This window comes from Patescibacteria group bacterium (assembly GCA_038065315.1).
GTDB lineage: Bacteria > Patescibacteriota > Minisyncoccia > Phycocordibacterales > JBBTRF01 > JBBTRF01.
The window spans coordinates 182,577-202,906 of sequence record JBBTRF010000001.1 but is presented as its reverse complement, the minus strand read 5'-3'; the positions used below and the strand labels follow the sequence as shown (position 1 = coordinate 202,906).

18 protein-coding genes are annotated in these 20,330 nt (G+C 50.7%); 16 read left to right on the top strand and 2 right to left on the bottom strand.

Annotation, left to right across the window (positions count from 1 at the left end):
- Positions 1-8: 8 nt before the first annotated feature.
- The 4 genes from AAB391_01010 to ychF all read left to right on the top strand — a co-directional run bounded on the left by AAB391_01010 (position 9) and on the right by ychF (position 3,616).
- Positions 9-1,391: a glucose-6-phosphate dehydrogenase gene (locus tag AAB391_01010; protein MEK7644892.1), complete on the top strand. Its 1,383-nt coding sequence runs from the start codon at positions 9-11 to the stop codon at positions 1,389-1,391.
- Positions 1,392-1,433: 42 nt separating this feature from the next.
- Positions 1,434-1,664, top strand: a complete 231-nt coding sequence (locus AAB391_01005) for a hypothetical protein (protein MEK7644891.1) — start codon at positions 1,434-1,436, stop codon at positions 1,662-1,664.
- A gap of 77 nt (positions 1,665-1,741) precedes the next feature.
- A complete protein-coding gene (locus tag AAB391_01000) occupies positions 1,742-2,320 on the top strand; it encodes an NYN domain-containing protein (protein MEK7644890.1) in 579 nt (192 codons plus the stop codon).
- A 183-nt stretch (positions 2,321-2,503) separates the two neighbouring features.
- Positions 2,504-3,616 carry a redox-regulated ATPase YchF gene (gene ychF / locus AAB391_00995; GenBank protein ID MEK7644889.1) on the top strand — a complete coding sequence of 371 codons (1,113 nt, stop codon included), beginning with the start codon at positions 2,504-2,506 and terminating at the stop codon, positions 3,614-3,616.
- Positions 3,617-3,707: 91 nt separating this feature from the next.
- On the opposite strand, the gene AAB391_00990 is transcribed toward ychF, so the two are convergent.
- Complete coding sequence (locus AAB391_00990; protein ID MEK7644888.1) at positions 3,708-4,616, bottom strand: hypothetical protein; 909 nt, start codon at positions 4,614-4,616, stop codon at positions 3,708-3,710.
- Positions 4,617-4,799: 183 nt separating this feature from the next.
- Here AAB391_00990 and AAB391_00985 point away from each other — a divergent pair, with 183 nt between their 5' ends.
- From AAB391_00985 to AAB391_00945, 9 genes are all read left to right on the top strand, one after another.
- Complete coding sequence (locus tag AAB391_00985) at positions 4,800-5,075, top strand: hypothetical protein (GenBank protein ID MEK7644887.1); 276 nt, start codon at positions 4,800-4,802, stop codon at positions 5,073-5,075.
- A gap of 91 nt (positions 5,076-5,166) precedes the next feature.
- A complete protein-coding gene (gene leuS / locus AAB391_00980) occupies positions 5,167-8,175 on the top strand; it encodes a leucine--tRNA ligase (protein MEK7644886.1) in 3,009 nt (1,002 codons plus the stop codon).
- Positions 8,176-8,319: 144 nt separating this feature from the next.
- Positions 8,320-9,375, top strand: a complete 1,056-nt coding sequence (locus tag AAB391_00975) for a sigma factor-like helix-turn-helix DNA-binding protein (protein ID MEK7644885.1) — start codon at positions 8,320-8,322, stop codon at positions 9,373-9,375.
- 81 nt (positions 9,376-9,456) lie between these two features.
- The gene (locus AAB391_00970; GenBank protein ID MEK7644884.1) at positions 9,457-10,719 is read left to right on the top strand and encodes a hypothetical protein; all 1,263 of its coding nucleotides are present in this window, start codon (positions 9,457-9,459) and stop codon (positions 10,717-10,719) included.
- A gap of 22 nt (positions 10,720-10,741) precedes the next feature.
- Entirely contained in the window at positions 10,742-11,752 is a 1,011-nt protein-coding gene (mltG, locus tag AAB391_00965) for an endolytic transglycosylase MltG (GenBank protein ID MEK7644883.1), read from the top strand.
- The gene (mnmA, locus tag AAB391_00960) at positions 11,749-12,879 is read left to right on the top strand and encodes a tRNA 2-thiouridine(34) synthase MnmA (protein ID MEK7644882.1); all 1,131 of its coding nucleotides are present in this window, start codon (positions 11,749-11,751) and stop codon (positions 12,877-12,879) included. The genes mltG and mnmA overlap by 4 nt, the downstream gene beginning before the upstream one ends.
- Positions 12,880-12,921: 42 nt before the next feature.
- Positions 12,922-13,395 (top strand): hypothetical protein, encoded by a 474-nt coding sequence (locus AAB391_00955; protein ID MEK7644881.1) that lies wholly within the window; start codon positions 12,922-12,924, stop codon positions 13,393-13,395.
- Between the two features lie 12 nt (positions 13,396-13,407).
- Complete coding sequence (locus AAB391_00950) at positions 13,408-14,271, top strand: ATP cone domain-containing protein (protein MEK7644880.1); 864 nt, start codon at positions 13,408-13,410, stop codon at positions 14,269-14,271.
- 41 nt (positions 14,272-14,312) lie between these two features.
- Positions 14,313-16,124 (top strand): M3 family oligoendopeptidase, encoded by a 1,812-nt coding sequence (locus AAB391_00945; protein ID MEK7644879.1) that lies wholly within the window; start codon positions 14,313-14,315, stop codon positions 16,122-16,124.
- 86 nt (positions 16,125-16,210) lie between these two features.
- Here the strand turns inward: AAB391_00945 and AAB391_00940 are convergent, their stop codons facing one another.
- The gene (locus AAB391_00940) at positions 16,211-16,654 is read right to left on the bottom strand and encodes a hypothetical protein (GenBank protein ID MEK7644878.1); all 444 of its coding nucleotides are present in this window, start codon (positions 16,652-16,654) and stop codon (positions 16,211-16,213) included.
- 164 nt (positions 16,655-16,818) lie between these two features.
- On the opposite strand from AAB391_00940, the gene AAB391_00935 reads away from it, so the two are divergent.
- The 3 genes from AAB391_00935 to AAB391_00925 are packed head-to-tail and all read left to right on the top strand — an operon-like array spanning position 16,819 to position 20,278.
- Entirely contained in the window at positions 16,819-17,004 is a 186-nt protein-coding gene (locus tag AAB391_00935) for a hypothetical protein (GenBank protein ID MEK7644877.1), read from the top strand.
- 17 nt (positions 17,005-17,021) lie between these two features.
- Positions 17,022-18,992: an alanine--tRNA ligase-related protein gene (locus AAB391_00930; protein ID MEK7644876.1), complete on the top strand. Its 1,971-nt coding sequence runs from the start codon at positions 17,022-17,024 to the stop codon at positions 18,990-18,992.
- A gap of 38 nt (positions 18,993-19,030) precedes the next feature.
- The gene (locus AAB391_00925) at positions 19,031-20,278 is read left to right on the top strand and encodes a hypothetical protein (protein ID MEK7644875.1); all 1,248 of its coding nucleotides are present in this window, start codon (positions 19,031-19,033) and stop codon (positions 20,276-20,278) included.
- Positions 20,279-20,330 lie beyond the last annotated feature (52 nt).

Genomic DNA, 20,330 nt, shown 5'->3' with positions numbered 1-20,330 from the left:
TATCATCAATGGAACACAATACCCCTGTCACTATTGTCATTTTCGGCGCCACTGGCGATTTGGCGGAGAAGAAACTCTTCCCGTCGCTATTCCGCATGTTCCTCAACGGCTATCTCCACGAAGATCGTTTTTGTATTGTCGGTTTCGCTCGACGCCCTTTTAGTGACGAAGCTTTCGGTGCGATGGTGGAAGAGTGGTGTTCGTCAGTCGGTGCAGATGGCCAGCATGATTTCGAAGAAGTGAAGTCAAAGTTGTCGCAGTTTATTTCGCATGTTCGATACCATCAAGGATATTTTGATCAGCTCGATGCCTACGAGCGCCTCATGCCAATACTCGCGGAGATCGATGAGCGCCTCGGCGAATGCAGCCACAAGCTTTTTCACCTCGCACTCTCACCCTTTTTCTACGAGCCCGTCCTCGAGAATATGCACAAGGCTGGTCTACACCTTTCTTGCGCTGATGGACCAGGGAAAACACGAGTATTACTCGAGAAGCCAATTGGTATCGACGCCAAGAGTGCAAAAAAGATCAATGCACTCCTCGCTCGCATTTTTTCTGAAGAGCAAATCTTCCGCATCGACCACTATCTCATGAAGATGCCGCTTTGGGACTTGCTCACCATGCATTTCACCGAGCCGAGTTTGAAAGATGTTTGGAATCATGAGTTTATTGACCACATTGAATTCCATTTGTTTGAGAAGATCGATATTCAAGGTCGCGGTTCTTTATATGATCATGTCGGTGCACTTCGCGATGTCGGACAAAATCATTTGCTCCAAATGCTCGCCCTCGTTGCAATGGAGAAGCCGAAGACCGATGACAGTGAAGCCTTCCGTGAAGAGCGTCGGAAGGTGATCTCGAAACTTTCGTTACCAAAGTTAAATCGAAAGCTGCCGCGCCTCATCCGTGGACAATATGAGGGGTATGAACACGAAGAGGGTGTGGAGGCTGGATCGCAGACGGAAACTTTTTTCTCTTGCGAGACCTCTATTGACATGCCGCGCTGGAAAGGGGTGAGTTTTATTCTGTCTGCAGGCAAAGGTCTCGATGCCTCGGTGACCGAAGTGGTGGTGTATTTCAAAAATGGCGACCGTATTGAATTTCGCATTCAGCCAGATCCGCAGGTCACCTTCCATATTGGTGGACGAGAGGATATGATGTCGTGGCGGGTGATTCAAGATCATTTGGGTCACACGCACAATGCGCCGGACGGATATGAAAAGGTCTACCACGACGCTCTCCACGACGAACAGACAGGCTTTGTGTCAAAGGGCGAGATTGAGGCGAGTTGGAAGTGCGTGGATGCCTTGCGAAAATTGTGGACAGCACTGCCGCTCGTGCACTATCCGAAAGGCTCGAAGCCGCTTCACTTTGGCGAAAAGATGAAGTAGAATGGGGCGACGAAACAAACGGCGCCAAACGCCACAACACATATGATCAAAGAATTTTTCATGAAGAAGATGCTGGAGAAGCAGCTCAAAGCATTGCCAGCGGCGCAGCGCGAGCAGATTATTGCCGTAGTCACCAAGCACCCTGCTTTTTTCGAAAAAATCGCAAAGGAGGTGGATGCGAAGGTCAAGGCGGGCAAAGACAAGAACCTCGCTTCGATGGAGGTGATGCGTGTACATCAGTCGGAGCTCCAGAAGTTGATGATGCAGGGGTAGTCTGCCACACTCCCAAAATTCTTTTTCAGGAAGTTGAGAGGCGGAGGGGTAGATGCTCATGATATAATTCTAGAACAATGCCGAATTCCATCGAGGATGCAGAAAATGATACACACAACATTGCCTTCATTGACGGGCAGAATCTTCACTTTGGAACCAAAGAAACTGGCTGGTCGATAGACCACAAGCGTTTTCGAACATACTTACTCGAAAAATATCACATTACCGAGGCCTACTATTTCCTTGGATTTATTTCGGATAATGTCGGAGATTTGTATGACAGCTTGCAGAAAGCCGGGTTTATTTTATCGTTCAGAGAGCACTCGGCCGCTTTGAAGGGGAGTAAAAAAGGCAACGTCGACACGGACATTGTTTTTAGCGTCATGAAGCAATTGGTTGAGAATGAACCGGTCAAGCAGATATTCATTGTGTCTGGAGACGGCGACTACATCAAGCTTGTCGATTACCTTATCGGCAAAAAGCGATTCGGAAAGATGTTGTTTCCAAACAGGAAGTTTGCTTCGTCGCTTTACAAGAAATTTGGCGGCGAGTTTTTCGACTACTTGGAAGAGCCAGATGTGAGGGCAAAGATCGCTTACGACCAAAAACAGAAGTTAGAGAAAGGCGGAGAAGGAGAAATAAAAAAGGCCCCTTAGGCACTGACACCGTTCGGGTCCTTTTTCGTATTGATACAGTGTTAGTATACACAAACCCTGTGGAATAGCAAGGATTCTGAGGGGGCTGAGTTAGGTCATGTCGAAGTGTACACTGACCATGATTTTGTTGCCAAAATGACAATTACCTTTCAAAAAACCAATAAATAAGCTATATTTTACTCCATGTCGCTATCCATAGGAATTGTCGGTCTCCCAAACGTCGGCAAATCGACGCTGTTTAATGCGCTCACGCTGAAGTCCGTGCCAGCGGAAAACTATCCATTCTGCACCATCGATCCTTCAGTGGGCGTGGTTGCCGTGCCTGACGAACGGCTGTGGAAGCTGTCGGATTTTTCCAAGACACAAAAAACCGTCCCGGCCATCGTGGAATTCGTGGACATTGCGGGGCTTGTGAAGGGTGCGTCTGAAGGCGAAGGTCTCGGCAATAAATTTCTCACCAACATCCGGGAAACCGACGCCATCCTAGAAGTGGTCCGTATTTTTGAGGACGACAAGATCATCCATGTGCACGGCAAGGTGGATCCAAAGGGCGATATTGAGACGATCAATCTCGAGCTCATCATGGCCGACCAGGAGACAGTGAAGAAACGCCTCGTGAACCTCGTGCGCGACGTGAAGCGTGGTGACAAAGCGGCGGTGGCTGAAGCGGCCGTGCTCGAGCGGATCAAAGCGGCACTTGACCAGAGCAAGCTTGCCAATTCGCTGCAGTTCAGAGACGACGAAATGCCTTTTGCGAAGGGTATGCACCTGCTCACAATGAAGCCGATTCTCTATTGTTTGAATAAGAAGGCGGGCGGGAAGAATCTCGACGAGCTCGAAGGCGGCAAGGATGCGCGCTTCGCGTCGCTGCTCGCGCATCTCGCGGAGCAGAAAGCTCAGTATGTCGTGGTGGACGCCGGTGTGGAGCACGAGCTCAAAGAAATGAAAGGCGAGGAGAAGGAAATGTTTCGCAAGGAGCTCGGCGGCAACGATGACGGCATCGACAATCTTATCCGCGCTAGCTACGACCTCCTTGGCTTGATGACGTATTTCACGACGGGCGAAATAGAGACGCGCGCTTGGACTATTCGCAAAGGCTCAACTGCGCCGATCGCTGGCACCGCCATTCACAACGACTTTAAGGACCGATTTGTAAAGGCCGAAGTGATCCATTGGGACACGCTGCTTGAGGCTGGTTCTTTCGCCGTTGCGCGCGAGAAGGGACTGCTCCGCACAGAAGGGAAGGAATATGTCGTGGTGGATGGGGATGTTTTGGAATTCAAGGTGGGGGCGTAGATCTTGCAGGTCGCGTAGCCCATTTTTGTGAATAAAAAAAGACCACAGGGGTTGCCTGTGGCTTGCTTAAGAGATGACACGCTTGTCCGGGCTACTCGATCTTGACCAAGTTCCCAATTCCGTAGATCTTGTCCTTCGACCATTTGAAACGCTTCCGATTTTCCGGATTCAGCTGCTCGAGCAGTCTTTCGGCCACTGGAGCTCCACGAATGATCACAAGATAGGCGTTGTGGTCTTCATGTTCGACACTAGCTACGGTCCCGCTCTCGCCGGGGACTGGAGCCCAGTCCATTGTGACATGGTGCGTGTTGCCACGAACTTTCACTGAGAATAGGCCCTCAATAGTTTTTTCCGGGTAGGTGCCAAAATGAATCTTCGCTGGCCATGTCTCGCCGGAGTATTGGCGTTTCGCGTCCTCGGAATCGTAGCCGAACACGTTTGTTGATAGTGTTGCAGTGAGGTGGGGGAAGACCAGTCCATCCGGGTTGATCGTGCAGATGATTGAGTCGTCCACCTGTAGTGTTGGCGGGAGCGAGAGAATGGGGAAGATGGGTTCTTTGCCCGTAAACTCGTTTGTTCCGATTTTCCGACAACCGTATTGACCAGAACGACCCTCGAAGACGTGGTAGGCGGTGAGCACCCAGTTGGTGTATTTCCCGCCGAGTCTTGCGCCGGTGCCGGTGAGTTCCCATGAATCATGATTATCTTTGCGGAACATGATGTGCACAGGTATCTCCCCGTTTCTTCCAGGGATCTGAGGGTGTTCACTGACCCATACGTGGCGCTCCTCTACTTCCTGCGGGGCTCCGAAGAGTCCGAGGGCGAGCGCCTTTTTGTGGATCGCCCCTCGTTGCGATTTGCGATGAGTGTTGAATGCTAAGAAGCCAATAATGGCCAACAACACGATGATCAAGGTCGTCCACAAGATGTTGGGACGACGGGCTGCCTTCGCGGCTGTCACCAGGCGCGGCGCTACACTACGGAAACGTTGCTTCTTCATAGGTTGTTAAACAGCTCTAAGTTCGAACATATTTATAACATTTTTACTATCAAAAGTCAATGTTCGGTTCCGCGAATACTTTGACCTAAGGCTGCTTTTGAGGTATACTCCTCGTCGGTCCGTTTTTGCACAACTTAGTCGGTCTTGGTCGGTCAACCTGCTCTTCAACCCCTTGATTCCTGCATGAAAACCAACTCCTCGTTCCGCTCGCTCTGTCAGATGCTTGTTACCATCATCTTGGGCCTCCTGTTCGGTCTCTTGGCCCTTGGCGCCGCCTGCTTCAGTGTCGGCGACCATACGGCGGTCAGACATATTGCGATCTGCGCTTCGAGCTTCCTCGCCATCGGTATCCCTTGGTGGCGCTGCTACGGCAGCCCGGTGCTTAAAGCTAAAGAGGAAGACGAACGTCGTCTCAAAGACACTCTGCGCCGCGTCCAGGACCAGACTCAGGTAGAATAGTTCCTGCACCGCCTTCTCTTTGCCACTCTTCCCGAGCCGACACACGTTGTCGGCTTTTTCATTTTCGTCTTTTGTTGTATAGTTTACTCCTATGAAACCGCAGAAATTGCTGCCGCCGTACGACCATCTCGCCATCGAGCCGAAGTGGCAGAAGCAGTGGGCGAAGAAAAAAATCTACGCGACCAAGGAGTCGCAAGCCAAGAAAGGCGTGGTTGCGAACGGTACCGCCGCTGCGAAGAAATTCTACGCCCTCGATATGTTCCCGTATCCGTCGGGCGAAGGTCTCCATGTGGGTCATCCAAAGGGCTACATCGCTACCGACGTCGTGTCGCGTATGAAGCGTATGCAAGGTCATTCGGTGTTGCATCCGATGGGTTTCGATGCTTTTGGATTGCCCGCGGAGAACTACGCGATCAAAATGAAGACGAACCCGGCTATCGCCGTGGAGAAAAATGTGCAGCGCTACAAAGAGCAGCTCGAGATGTTTGGCTTCGACTACGATTGGTCCCGCGAGATCAACACCACCGACCCTGCCTACTACAAATGGACACAGTGGATCTTTTTGAAATTACTTGAGAAGGGTCTCGCGTATCAGTCGCATGAGCCGATCAACTGGTGTCCATCCTGCAAGACCGGCTTGGCCAACGAAGATCTCGAGGACGGCAAGTGCGAGCGCTGCGGCAGTGTCGTCGAGAAAAAGCCGATTCGTCAGTGGGTGTTGAAGATCACGGATTACGCGGAGCGATTGCTCGCGGATTTGGATGCGACAGAGCGCGCGGTGCCGCTCATGATCCGCGATACGGGTCCCGATGCGGTGCGTGCGGATATGCCACTCGAAGAGCGCGATGCTGTAGTTTGTGTGGTGAAGCATTGGTCCGAAGATAAGTTTCTCTGTCTCCGTTGGAAGAGCAATGACTGGCACGGCCTCGTGGTGGGTGGTGTCGAGAAGAACGAACAGCTCGCCGAAGCAGCGGTGCGCGAAGTACAAGAAGAGACCGGATATCAGAATGTTCGCTTTGTTCGCGAATTCGCCAAGCTCGACTCGCAGTTTTATCAAGCGATCAAAAAGGTGAATCGCTTCGCGCATTTCACCGGCGTATACCTCGAGCTCACCGATGATGCCTGGAAAGAAATCGACGAGCAAGAAAAAGCTTTGCATGAAGTGGTGTGGTTGTCGTGCGCGGAAGTCGCCGGCTTTTTGAATCGTCCAGACATGAATTATTTGTGGGATGTATTCACTGGCAAAGAAAAAAATATCGCAAAGCCCGCACTCGATTGGCCGACTTCTATCAAAGAGCTCCAACGAAATTGGATTGGAAAGAGCGACGGCATGATTTTCACTGCACCGGTCAAAGATACGAATCTCACTATCCAGACCTTCTCAGCTCACTTTGAAGCCTGCTACGCCGATACATTTGTTGTTATTGCGCCAGATCATCCATTCTTGCAGACGTTGCTTGAAGGAACAAAAGACAAGCAGAAAGTTTTGGATTTTTGCGCAGCACTCGTCGCAAAACGTGCTCAGCAGGGATTTGCTGAAGAGAAGGAATCCGAGGGAATTTTCACGGGCCGATATATTGTCGACCCACTCGGCAACGGTGACCTACCTATCTGGGTGGCGAGCTTTGCTTTGGCCGACTACGGAACTGGTATCGTGAAGTGTTCGGCTCATGACGACCGCGACTTTGTTTTTGCAAAAAAGTACGGCATCAAACTGAAGACCGTTTTGTATCCAAAAGATGCTGCTCTGGCTGAGAAAGTGCGAGCGCAGGAGGTGTGCTTTGCTGATGCTCAGGCTGGTGTGTTGACTGAGCCAAAGGAATTCGCCGACGAGAATGCGCGAAGTGTCCGAAAGGAAATCATTGCTCATCTTGAGTCAAAAAATCTCGCCAAGAAGAAGACGACCTTCCGTCTCCGCGACTGGGTGTTCTCACGTCAGCGATATTGGGGAGAGCCGATCCCTGTGGTGCATTGTGAGAAGTGTGGAGTCGTGCCTGTACCTGAAAAGGAACTGCCTGTGAAGCTTCCAAAAGTGAAGTCATACGAGCCGACTGGCACTGGTGAGTCGCCTTTGGCGGCGATTGAGAAGTGGGTAAACACGAAGTGTCCGAAGTGTCGTGGTAAGGCCAAGCGCGAAACCAACACCATGCCTCAATGGGCAGGTTCGAGTTGGTATTACTTGCGATACATGGATGCGCAGAACAAAAAAGCGCTCGTGGATCCGCGCAAGGAGCAATATTGGGCGCCTGTAGACCTGTATGTCGGCGGGGCCGAGCATGCAACGCGCCACCTTATCTACGCGCGCTTCTGGCACAAGTTTCTGTATGACATTGGGGTGGTCTCGACCACCGAGCCGTTCAAAAAGCTGCAGCACGTCGGCCTCATCATGGCCGAAGATGGACGCAAGATGTCGAAGCGCTGGGGTAATGTCGTGAACCCTGATGAGATTATCGCTACCTATGGCGCGGACACTCTGCGTGTGTACGAAATGTTCATGGGACCATTCGACCAGCAGATCGCTTGGAATACCAACAGCATGATCGGCTCGCGTCGCTTCCTGGAACGCATCTGGAAGCTCGCAGGGAAGGTACAAAATGCGCCGGCTATTGGTGGCGATGCGAATGTGTCAGTCGAGATCGAATCTTTGATGCATAAAAGCGTGAAAAAGGTGACTTCCGATATTTCGGAGATGAAATTCAACACCGCGGTGAGTACCTTGATGGTGTTGCTCAACGCGATGGATGAGCAGGCGAGTGTTTCTCGTGAGCAATACGAGACATTGCTAAAACTGCTCGCGCCATTTGCACCGCACATGACCGAAGAGCTGTGGACGAAGCTCGGCAATAAGACCAGCATCCATCTCGCGTCGTGGCCGGTCTGTGATGAGGCAAAAATCCAAGAGGCTGGCCGCAAGATTGGCGTGCAGGTGAACGGCAAGATTCGCGCAGAATTTGCCGCACCGGCAGGGGCTTCTGATGCAGATCTCGAGAAGACCGCACTCGCCTTGCCGGAAGTGAAGAGGTGGATTGAGGGCAAAAAGATTGTGAAGGTGATCGTGGTGAAAGGGAAGTTGGTGAATGTCGTAGTCGCGGAAGAGTAGCGTAGGAGAAGAGTGGTGGTGTGGTGTAATAATACCCATGAGGAAGGGCAAAATGGGTGAAAATCCGCTCCACACTTGACTTTTTGACAAAGCTTGACTATTATGACTATCAATGATAATTTAGGTTAATCAATATTACGACACATGAGCACTATTAGCTTCAAACCAAAACAAGTAACCAAGCGGCTGATCGCCGTTTTGCCTGACCGTGCTCAGGAAGTGATCACCGCTCGATACGGTCTTGGAAAAGAAGCGAAGCGTCTCACGCTCGAAGCGATTGGCAAGAAGTACGGCATCACTCGAGAGCGTGTACGACAGATCGAAAACTACGCGATCGCAAACATTCGCAAGTCTGATGCATACGGCAAGGAGAAGGCGATTTTTGCCGATCTTGAGCAGGTACTTCACTCTCTCGGCGGAGTTGTAGTGGAAGACGATCTTCTCGCACATATTTCAAAGGATGTCTCTCTCCAGAATCACCTCAATTTTCTGTTGGTGCTCGGTGATACATTTGAGCGACAGAAAGAAGACGAACATTTCAATCATCGATGGCATGTAAATGAAGAGCTTGCAAGGCAGGTGGAAGCATCTCTCCAGAAGCTGTACAAGAGCATCTCAAACGACGATCTCCTTTCTGAATCAGAGATGGTGAACAAGTTTCTCGAGCACCTCAAGGACGTATCTGAAAAGCACAAGAATGAAGAGGTGGTTCGACGATGGCTCAAGCTCTCAAAGAAAGTTGCTAAGAACCCACTCGGTGAATGGGGCCTCGCTGATTCTCCAAATATCAAGACCAAGGGCATGCGTGACTACGCTTTCCTTGTCATCCGCAAGCATGGTTCGCCGATTCACTTCACACAGGTGGCAAAGAATATCGAGAAGATCTTCAATATCAAGGCGCATGTTGCGACCTGCCATAATGAATTGATCAAAGATCCTCGTTTCGTCCTTGTCGGTCGCGGTCTCTACGCGCTCGCAGAATGGGGTTATATGAGTGGTGTCGTGAAGGATGTGATCAAGAAGATCATCGAGAGGAGCGGTCCACTCAGCAAGAGCGAGATTATCGAGAAGGTGCTCAAAGAGCGATATGTGAAAGAAAACACCATCATGGTGAACCTCCAGAACCCGAAGCATTTCAAGAAAGACAAAGAAGGAAAGTATTCGGTAGTCATCAGCTTGGTGCCAACAGCGAAGGCTTAAGAGACGGAGCGGCACGGGCCGCACAAACAAAAAAGTGCTGTCCCTTGAGTGGGACAGCACTTTTTTGTTATTATTACCTTCATGGACCCAGCTCTCGGCGCTGATTTTAGTGGTTTGTTATACCAAAGCATCTCGACGTTCTTGTCGATGTATCCGATCTGGCTACCCTTTTTCTGCGGATACATTTTCTTTTATACCTGGTTTCATTATGTGCGCAGTGAGTTTGTGGAGAAACAGGGTGGCACGCTCCTCGAGATACGACTGCCGAAGGAGGTTACCAAGTCGCCATTGGCAATGGAAATTTTTCTCGCTTCTATCTGGCAGAAAGGTTCGGCGAGCTGGATCGATACGTACATCAATGGCAAGATCCGCAACTGGTTCTCTCTGGAGATCGCCTCGATCGGTGGCAAGGTACATTTCTATATTTGGACGCATACTAAATACAAGGATCTCATTGAGGCACAGCTCTATGCGTATTATCCCGGCATCGTGATTGAAGAGGTACCGGACTACACCGACCAGGTCTTCACTCATCCGGAAGAAATGCCGATGTGGGGCACGTATTTTAAACATTCGAAGAAGGGCAAGACTCCCGGTTCGCAGGATATGTATCAGATCAAGAGTTATGTGGATTTTGGCTTGGACAAGGCTTCGGAAAAGGAAGAATTCAAGATCGATCCAATAAACTCGATGCTCGAATGGATGGGTTCGTTGCAAACTGGAGAGCAGGCCTGGTTCCAGATCCTCATCCAGGCGCACAAAAAGCTTGGATTGCAAGAAGGACATTTGAAGAAGGTGGACGATTGGCTCAAGTCGTGTGAGACGGAGATTGCAAATATCAAAAAGGCAGCCACGCCGGAGACTGACTCTGAATATCCCGGTTTCCCAAATCTTACCAAGGGTCAGGCTGAAGCGATCGCCGCCATTGAGCGTAATGCGCACAAGCTTCCGTTCGATACCGCTATTCGCGGTATGTATATTGCAACAAAGGCAGCCAACAAACTGCCGGTGCGCGTGCCTGGCTTGATCGGCGCCTTCCGACAGTATGGTGGCAATTACAACTATTTGAACAATCTCGGGCTCGGCTTCTTTACCGATTTCGACTATCCGTGGCAAGATTTTGGGCGTATGCGCCGTACGTATTATGAAAAGGCATTTTTGGATGCTTTCAAACACCGCTCGTTCTTTACCTATCCCTACAAGCATTGGAAGTCTAAGTCGTTTGTCATGACCACCGAATCTTTGGCGACCATTTTCCATCTTCCTGGTGCGACTGCGACTACGCCTTCTCTGGATCGTATCGAGTCACGCCGATCAGAGGCCCCAAGCAATTTGCCGATCTAATCCCGATCTAATCAAAGCGATAATGGATACCTACACGGATATGGCACCGGAATCAGGATTGGAGATCTCGCGGCCGCCATTTAGGGCGCTGATTCTGGCCTGCTGCGCCACTGTGGTTGCCTGTCTTTTTGTGTGGCTTGTCGTGTGGTTGGCATTTGTTCGGCCGCCGGCGGAATTTCCTGTGAAGTCGTTTTTTAGCGTGGAGAAGGGAACGTCACTCAGCGCGCTTTCCTCGCAGCTCGAGGCGGCTGGGTTGGTTCGCTCTGCATCATTTTTTACCTTCTCGGCGTATATCTCGGGCAATCAGGGACAAATCTTGTCGGGAGAATATTTTGTGAAAACCCCCATCTCTTCTATTGAGCTCTTGAAGCGCATCGCGAAAGGTGAATTCGGAGTTGAATACAAGGAGGTGACTTTTCCGGAGGGTTCAAGCGTCAAGCAAATTGGTGAGATCATGAAGAAAACCTTTCCCGATTTCGATGCCAAGCATTTCGTGACAATCGCCGCACCATTTGAGGGGTACTTGTTCCCGGATACATACCGCTTTGTGGCACGCACCACTCCCGAACAGGTGATGCAATTGATGCAGCAGACATTCGACCAGAAGCTTTCCACTCTGCAGTCAGAAATCACCAAATTTGGCAAACCACTTTCGGATGTGGTGAAGATGGCTTCGATCGTCGAGGAAGAGGGTCGTACGACGATCACTCGACGCACGATTGCGGGCATTTTGTGGAAACGTCTTTCACTCGGCATGCCGTTGCAAGTGGATGCATCATTCTTGTATATCAATGGCAAAAATACCTACACGCTTACCACCGCCGACCTTGCCATCGAGTCGCCATACAATAGCTATCTGCACAAAGGCTTGCCGCCGACCCCGATCACCAACCCTGGTCTTGACTCTATTTCCGCTACCATCTCGCCGATTTCCACACCATATTTATATTTCCTCACAGACAAAAAAGGTGTCATGCACTACGGCCGGACATTTGACGAACACCTAGCAAACAAGGCACAATTCCTGAAATGATTCAGGATCGACAAAAAGAGGGGCAGAAACCCTTAGGCAAGAAGCTCTTCGTCGGCATGTCTGGTGGAGTGGACAGCTCCGTGTCAGCGGCTTTGCTCAAAGAGGCCGGGTACCACGTGACAGGGGTATTTTTGAAGGTGTGGCAACCGGATTTTTTGCCGTGCAATTGGAAAGAGGAGCGGCTCGATGCGATGCGAGTGGCAGCCGTGCTGGATATTCCGTTTGTGACCATTGACCTCGAAAAAGAGTACAAAGAAGAGGTGGTGGACTATATGATCGCAGAATATCGCCGCGGCCGCACGCCGAATCCAGACGTGATGTGCAACAAGGAGATTAAATTCGGTGCTTTTTTGAAAAAGGCGCTGGCGATGGGTGCAGACGCTGTGGCGACAGGGCATTACGCACAAAATATGTTCAATCCCGCAGCGGGCACTGTCGGCTTGTGGGAAATGCGCGAATCTGCCGACACGGACAAAGACCAGACATACTTCTTGTGGACGCTCACGCAGGAGCGACTTTCGAAAATACTATTTCCGATAGGCCATCTCACGAAGCCTGAAGTGCGGAAGCTCGCTCAGAAATTTGGGCTGCCGACCGCCGAGAAGAAAGATAGCCAAGGTCTCTGTTTTATCGGCAAGGTGGATATGAAGGATTTTCTCGCACACTATATTCCAAAAAATGCGGGCAAGGTGTTGGATGAGGCAGGGAAGACGATCGGCTCACATGATGGCGCGACATTCTTCACACTCGGACAGCGTCACGGCTTCATGGTCACCGAAAAGACGATTGCGGACAAGCCATTGTATGTTTTCGCGAAGGATGTTGAGGCAAATATCATTACAGTATCGCAACGTGATGTTGAAGCGTCCCCACTCACGACCTCGACTGTCATCATCGGGAGCATCAGTTGGACTGGACAAGCGGTGAAAAACGGTGCTGAATGTGCTGCGCGGATTCGCTATCGACAGCCACTCGAGCGATGCACGATCACGGCCATATCCGGTAAAAGTGCCCAATATCAGCTTCATTTTGCCGCACCACAATTTGCTGCGGCCGCTGGACAGTCGGTGGTTTTGTATCAAAACGGCGTCTGTGTCGGTGGCGGGATCATCGAGAAGGGAGTATAATACAGGTATTATTCACTCGGGCATATTCACCATCACATTCACATGGAATCAAATAGCAACATGAAGAGCTGGGTTATCGGCGTAGTCGTCATTGTTTTGTTGGCACTCGGCATCTATTGGCTCTCGACGCCAAGTACTCCTGATGTGGGTGATACCACACAGACACCGGTTGCTCAGGATGAATATGTTCAGATGGTGAATGTGAAGCATCAGTACAAGGATGGCCGACACATCTATGTAGGTGAGATCGACCTACCGACCCCATGTCACTCTCTCGCAAGTGCATACAACAAAGACGCCAACAACACCACTGGATACACTCTCGTGTTTACCTCGACTTCAACCTCTGAGATGTGTGCCCAGGTCATCACCTCAAAGCCCTTCAAGCTATCTTTCGAGGCAGTGAAGGATATTCTCCTCTCAGCGACTCTCAATGGCAAGAAGCTCCGTTTGAATTTGTTTGAAGTGCCAGACAATCAAGATCTCGACAGTTTTAACGTCAATATCAAGGGCTAGTAGGGAGCAGGAATGAATTCCTCAGTACATATTTTAAAGGCTGATGGTAGTAAACAAGCTTTCCGTCCGGAGAAGCTTGTTTATTCGTTGAAGCGTGTTGGAGCAGACGATGCCGTCATCGAGAAGATTGTTGCGCACATTCAAGGTGAATTGGTGGAAGGAGTGACGACGAACGATATCTATCATCACGCATTCAATCTGTTGCGGCAGCACCAGAAGCCGGTAGCGGCGAAGTATTCTCTTCGCCGCGCCCTCGCCGGCCTCGGCCCCACCGGCTTTCCCTTCGAGAAATTTATCGCCGAAGTATTCCGTGCAAAAGGCTACACTGCCCTCACCGACCAGACAGTGCGGGGTGCCTGTGTACCGCATGAAGTGGACGTGGTGGCGTACAAAGACGGCGCGACCGAGACGGCTGTCCTCGCTGGCCCAGACCTCATCATGTGCGAATTGAAATTCCACAACGAGCTCGGATTTAAGACCGACCTGAAGGTTGCCCTTTATGTGAAGGCACGATTTGATGACCTACGCTCGCAGAGTTTTGATTACGGCGGCAAGAAGCGTCCATTTGGCGAGGGCTGGCTGGTGACGAATACAAAATTTACTCAGACCGCTATCGATTATGGCAAATGTGCCGGCCTAAAAATGATCGGCTGGAACTATCCAGAAAAAGAAAACCTCGAACAGTGGATCGAGGAGTCTGGCCTGCATCCGCTCACCTGCATCAGCACGCTCAGCGACAGTCACCGACAGGAACTCTTTCGTCGAGGCATCGTACTGTGCAAGGCACTCAATGCCGATCCGTCTGTACTGACCTCGATAGGCCTCTCGTCCAGCAAAATCGCCGAAGTGAAAGAGGAGTTGGCGAGCGTGTGCTAGCCCGTTTTGCGCCGCCGCCTTTTTGACGTATAGTGTAGGGCATGAAAAAGACTGCAAAAAAGCCGGCATATTGTACTGAGTGGAATCTGGGTATGTTCTACTCTTCCCACGAGGATCCGCGTATCGAGGCGGATGTGAAGAAGCTCGAGGCGGCGAATGACTCTTTTGAAAAAAAGTACAAGCCTCAGGGGGTAGCTACTCCGGCATACATGACGGACGAAGATGCGTTACTTGTGGCGCTCACCGATTGGCAGAAACTCTGCGAGATCGGTGCGGGTTTCAAGCCAGCTTTTTATCTCGGCATGGTGCGCGAGATCAATTCAGCCGATACGGTGGCCGAAGCGAAAAGCACAGCGCTCTCGGCACGGTTGGCAAAGACAGGCAACAAAATTGTCTTCTTCCCGTTGATGCTCGGCAAGATTGCTCCTGAGGCACAGGCGCGTTTCCTCAAGAGCAAAAAGCTCGAACAATTTCGATACTACTTGAAGCATATTTTTGACACGAGTAAGTACGATCTTTCCGAGGCTGAGGAGAAAATTCTCAATCTGAAGTCGCTCCCGTCCTATTCGCTCTGGGTAGATGGTCATGCCAAACTGCTTGCGGCGCAGACGGTGAAGCTCGCAGGGAAGACTATTCCAATTGCAGAGGCGATCAACAAGATTCCAAGCTTGCCACTGAAGACCCGACGGAAACTTTGGGCGGATGTACGAACGAAGCTGAAGGATATCGGCGCTTTTGCTGAGGCGGAGATGAATGCGATCTGCACCGACAAGAAAATTAATGATGAACTTCGCGGCTTGAAGGAGCCGTACACCGCGACCTTGCTCGGGTACCAAAACGACGAGGCGACTGTCTTGAATCTCGTGAACACGACGACCAGGGCCTTTCCGGTGGCGCACCGTTTCCACAAGCTGAAGGCGAAATTGCTCAAGGTGCCGAAGCTCGAATTTGCCGATCGTGGTGCGGATGTCGGGAAGGTGTCGCGAAAGGTGAATTTTGATGAGGCGGTGCAGATCACGACGCGAGCCTTCGAAAAGGTTGGTCCACAGTATGTCGAAATCTTCGAGCGATTTTTGAAGAATGGACAGATCGATGTGTTTCCTCGCAAAGGGAAGCGAGGCGGCGGTTTCTGCACGTGCGGTACCGTGTTGCCATCATTCATTTTGCTCAATCATTCGGGCACTATGGATGGCGTGATGACTTTGGCGCATGAGATGGGGCATGCAATTCATAGCGAGCTCAGCAATGCACGCCAGCCTATACTGTCGCGCGGTTTCTCGACCTCGGTAGCCGAGACGGCGAGCACCTTGTTTGAAAACTTTGCTTTCGAAGAGGTGTTTGCGACATTGACTGAAAAAGAAAAGATCATTGCGCTCCATGACCGTATCAACGACGCCATCATGACCGTGTTTACCCAAGTAGCTTGCTTCAACTTTGAGCTGGCGTTGCATCGTGCGATTCGCGAGAAGGGTGCATTGTCGGGTGTTGAGATCGCTGCGCTCTTGAACAAAGAAATGGCCGCCTACCTCGGGCCAAATGTGAAGCTGCATCCGGACGACGGCTACCGCTTTGTCTGGTGGGTGCATATTCGCTATTTCTTCTATACATACACTTATGCGTACGGCTTTTTGATCTCGCGCGCGCTGTATCAGCGATACAAGCAGGACAAGAGCTATCTGAAAAAGATCGAGCAGTTTTTGAGCGCCGGCAGCAGCAAGTCGCCAGAGGATATTTTCAAGGACATCGGTATCGACGTCACCAAACCCGAATTCTTCGCCGACGGCATTCGCGCTATTGAGGACGACATCGCACGTCTCGAGAAGCTGGCCAAAGGGGCGGGGATGATTAAGTAGGGAAACAAAAAACCGCAACAAGTGTTGCAGTTGTTCCGACAATTTCTCTTGCGAGAGGTAGTCGGCGTACCTTTGGTTTTCGTTGGCTACTTCTTCTCGGCGACCTGGTTGGTGTCGAGCTTGGCAGCGAGCCAGACGGTGTAGTTTTGGCTGAGTTGGTTGTGCGGCGCGTGCCAATACTTCCTGACATGGACTTTCTCGCCCACCCGCATCGTCTCGTCGCCGATGGCAAAGAAGATTGCGTTTGCGACGTTGTTGATGACCTCGCTGCCGGGTCGCACGGACGACTGCCGTATGCCGAGCATCACGACCTTGCTTTTCGTCGGCGTTACCACCTTGATAATCTCACCGGTGAAGCCGTCATCTGAGTTCATGGCTGGCATGATGCCGTCGCTGTAGAGGGTTTCCACCACGATCTTGTTCTCGCCAGAGAGCTTGAGCATTGGATATGCAATGATGCCAACGGGGATTACTGCCATTACGGCGATCGCACAAAGAGCTGCGCGCCATTTTTCGAGGAACTTTTTCATGTTTTTCTGCTTGAGCTGTTGGTTTACTCAGCCCGTCCTTTCCTGAAATGTATTATAGCACAATAAGTAGTAAAAAGTCAATACCCCTCGAAAATGGCCGATTTTCGGCCTTTTTGCTATACTGTTTTCTACAGATTCGACCACGCTAAATACCTCGAATACACATGGAAACTTCATCGCAACCAAACCCAGAGGGCAGTCAGTCTTTTACTGAAGTGGAGCGACGTGAACTCAAGGAACTGCTTCTCAAGGAAGAAGGCGGCTTTGATCTCATTTTTGACCACTGCGCCGCACAAGACCCGGAGTGGATGCGAAGAACGTTGAATACATTAAAGAAAGCTACCAATTAAACCGAGTATTGTTTTCAATGAAATCCCACGACATCCGCAGCCGGTATCTGAAATTCTTTGAGAAGCGGGGCCATGCCATTGTTCCGTCGGCGCCGCTCGTGCCTGAGAACGACCCAACAACTCTCTTCACCGGTTCCGGCATGCAGCCAATGGTGCCGTACCTGCTCGGCGAAGCGCATCCGCTCGGTACACGTATTGCGGATTCGCAGAAGTCTTTCCGCACCGTTGATATTGATGAAGTCGGCGACAATCGCCACACCACTTTTTTTGAGATGCTCGGCAATTGGTCGCTCGGCGATTATTTCAAGAAAGATCAGATCGAATGGATGTTTCAATTCCTCACAGAAGAGATCGGCATCGATCCGAACAAGCTCTATGTGACCGCTTTCATCGGCGACGAGAAAAACCACATCCCGAAAGACACCGAAGCCGCGGCTCTGTGGAAAAAACTCTTTGCGCAAAAAGGGATTGAGACAAAAGAAGTCGAGATCGGCAGCGAAGAAAATGGCTACCAAGTAGGCATGCAGGGCGGTCGCATCTTTTACTATGACGCCAAGAAGAATTGGTGGAGCCGCGCTGGCGTGCCAGAGAAGATGCCGGCAGGCGAGCCAGGTGGTGCTGACTCCGAAATGTTTTTTGAATTTTCCGACGTCGCTCACGACACAAAGTTTGGTCCGCACTGTCACCCAAACTGCGACTGCGGCCGCTTCCTTGAGATTGGCAACAACGTGTTCATGGAGTACAAGAAGAATGTCGACGGCACATTTTCAAAACTTCCAAAAAGCAATGTCGACTTCGGTGGCGGCTTGGAGCGGCTCGCGATGGCGACTGCCGATTGTGCCGATATCATCGAAGTGAATCACCGTCCGATCCTCGACTATATCGAAAGCGTCTCCGGGAAGAAGTATGGTGTTGATGCGGCTCAGACAAAAGCTTTCCGAATCATCGCCGACCACATGAAGGCATCGGTCTTTTTGATCGCGGATGGCGTGCTTCCCTCGAATACCGATCAGGGATACTACGTGCGTCGCCTGTTGCGACGAGCGGTGCGGTTCAGTGATTCACTCGGTGTCACGAAAAGTGTTCTCTCCGGCCTCGTCGAAGTGGTTGTTTCAATGTATCAGGAGGCGTATCCAGAACTTGTGGCGAAGACTGAGTCCGTCAGGAAAGAAATCGAAGCTGAGGAAGAACGCTTTAGAAAGACTCTTAAAGACGGTCTGAAAGTATTTGACGAGTTTATAAGAATAAAGTCTGGGATCGTCAGTACGCAAGAACAAAAGAATGAATTTTTCAAGCAGCCGTATAATAATGTTCTGACTTCGGAACAAGTGTTTAAATTAATTACTACTTACGGTTTCCCTAAGGAGTTAATTAAGGAAGAAGTGAGTTTAAGAAAAATCACAGTCGATAGTTGGGATGAAGTAGATGGTCTACTCGAAGCACACAGAGCACTTTCCCGTGCAGGCGCTGCACAAAAGTTCAAAAGCGGTCTTGCTGATGCCGATGAGATGTCGGTGAAGTATCACACTGCGACGCACTTGCTTCATCAGGCACTGCGCGACGTGCTTGGTACGCATGTACAGCAGAAGGGTAGCAACATCACTGCAGAGCGACTGCGTTTCGATTTTGCTCATGGCACCAAGATGACCGACGACGAAAAGAAGCGTGTCGAGGCGATTATCAATGAGAAGATCTCAGCAGCACTCCCGATGCAAGTGATCGAGCTTCCGAAAGCTGAAGCTGAGAAGTTGGGCGCCCTGCATTTCTTTGGTGACAAATATGGTGACAAGGTGACCGTCTACTTTATCGGCGGGCAGGGCTCCGGTATTGATGCTGTGCAGACCGCCTACTCAAAAGAATTCTGCGGTGGCCCTCACGTGAAAAATACCAAGGAGCTCGCCGGGCCGGCAGGCGCGTGGAGGTTTAAGATCGCCAAAGAAGAAGCCGTGTCTGCCGGCGTGCGACGGATCAAGGCCGTGTTGGCTTAGTGACAACTGGACGATTTGATTCGTGATACAATATTGGCATGAGTCTGCTGTCTTTTGGTACGCATTCGAGGAAGGAAAAAGAACCGGTCGTCCTGATCCATATCGAGGGCGAGAGAGTCTCCGGTGCATTGGCACTGCGAGATTGCGGCGACATGCATTCACCGTCGGGTCTGTGTCATGCTCCAAAGATCCTCTTTTCTTGCGACGAGACTTTTCCCTTACATCGTCCGAATGAGGATATGAATGAGGCAATCGTACTGGTGTTGAAAAAGGTGATAGAGCGGATCGAAAAAGAAGGCCTCCCTCACCTCACTTTTACAAAGATAGGCTCATTGAGAGCAGATGCCGTGCTCTCGGTCCACTGCACCTTCGCCTCGCCATGGTTTCTGTCGCAGACAAAGATCATCCGTGAAGTGAAAGATACCCCGGAGCCTTTTTCGGAGAAGTCGCTCGATGAATTGGTGCTGCGTGAAGCACATACGTTCTGCGACGCCTTTGCGACGAGCGAATTCGGTGAACGCTTTCATGAGGAGCTTGAGCTTGTCGAGAAGCATATTGTCGGAATTTCCTTAAACGGCTACGAGACCGCTCAGCCAAAAGGGAAGAAGTACAAAGAAATGGACGTTGCTCTGTATTTCAGTATTGTTGGTAGTGAGCTATTGAAACAAGTGCGAGCACAGGTGCAGGGGGTATTTCGCCGAGCAGTGATTGATTTCCATACGTTTCCGCTCGTCACTGTTTCAGTGGTGCGCAATGTGCCATCCATCCCGCAGCATTTTTTGTTGGTGGATGTTGATGGTGAGGTGTCGGATTTTACTATTGTGAAGAAGGGTGTGGCGATGCAGACGATCACCGTGCCGATGGGAGCGGAGCATTTTCTCCGTGCTCTGAAAAAAGGCGCGGGTATTTCTCCAGAGACGGCCCTTTCGGTTCTTTCTCTACACGGCCTTGATGCTTTGTCGGATGAAACAAAGGCGAAAGTCGCTCCGCTTCTTAAAAAAGCTTCGAGCGAGTGGCAAAGCTCGGTCTCGGAGTCTATCGGCCTGTTGTCTGAAGAGTGTTTTGTGCCAGGCACGATGATTGTTGTCGCTGAAGACCGACTACAATCCTTTTTTGCGGAACTCGTCTCTGATCATTCGCTCGGTCACGGTGCCTCAGACGGTACGCCATTCTCGGTGATCTCTCTTGATCGGGCTTTTCTCAAGAAACACTACGAAGTGGATGCGCCAGAAGTACACGCGGTGAACTTGCTCATTAGCGCACTATTTATTTCAAAGATCGGATAAGGTGACCTGAGGTTTAATACCCTTTATCAACAGTTTTTCACGGGTACAACGC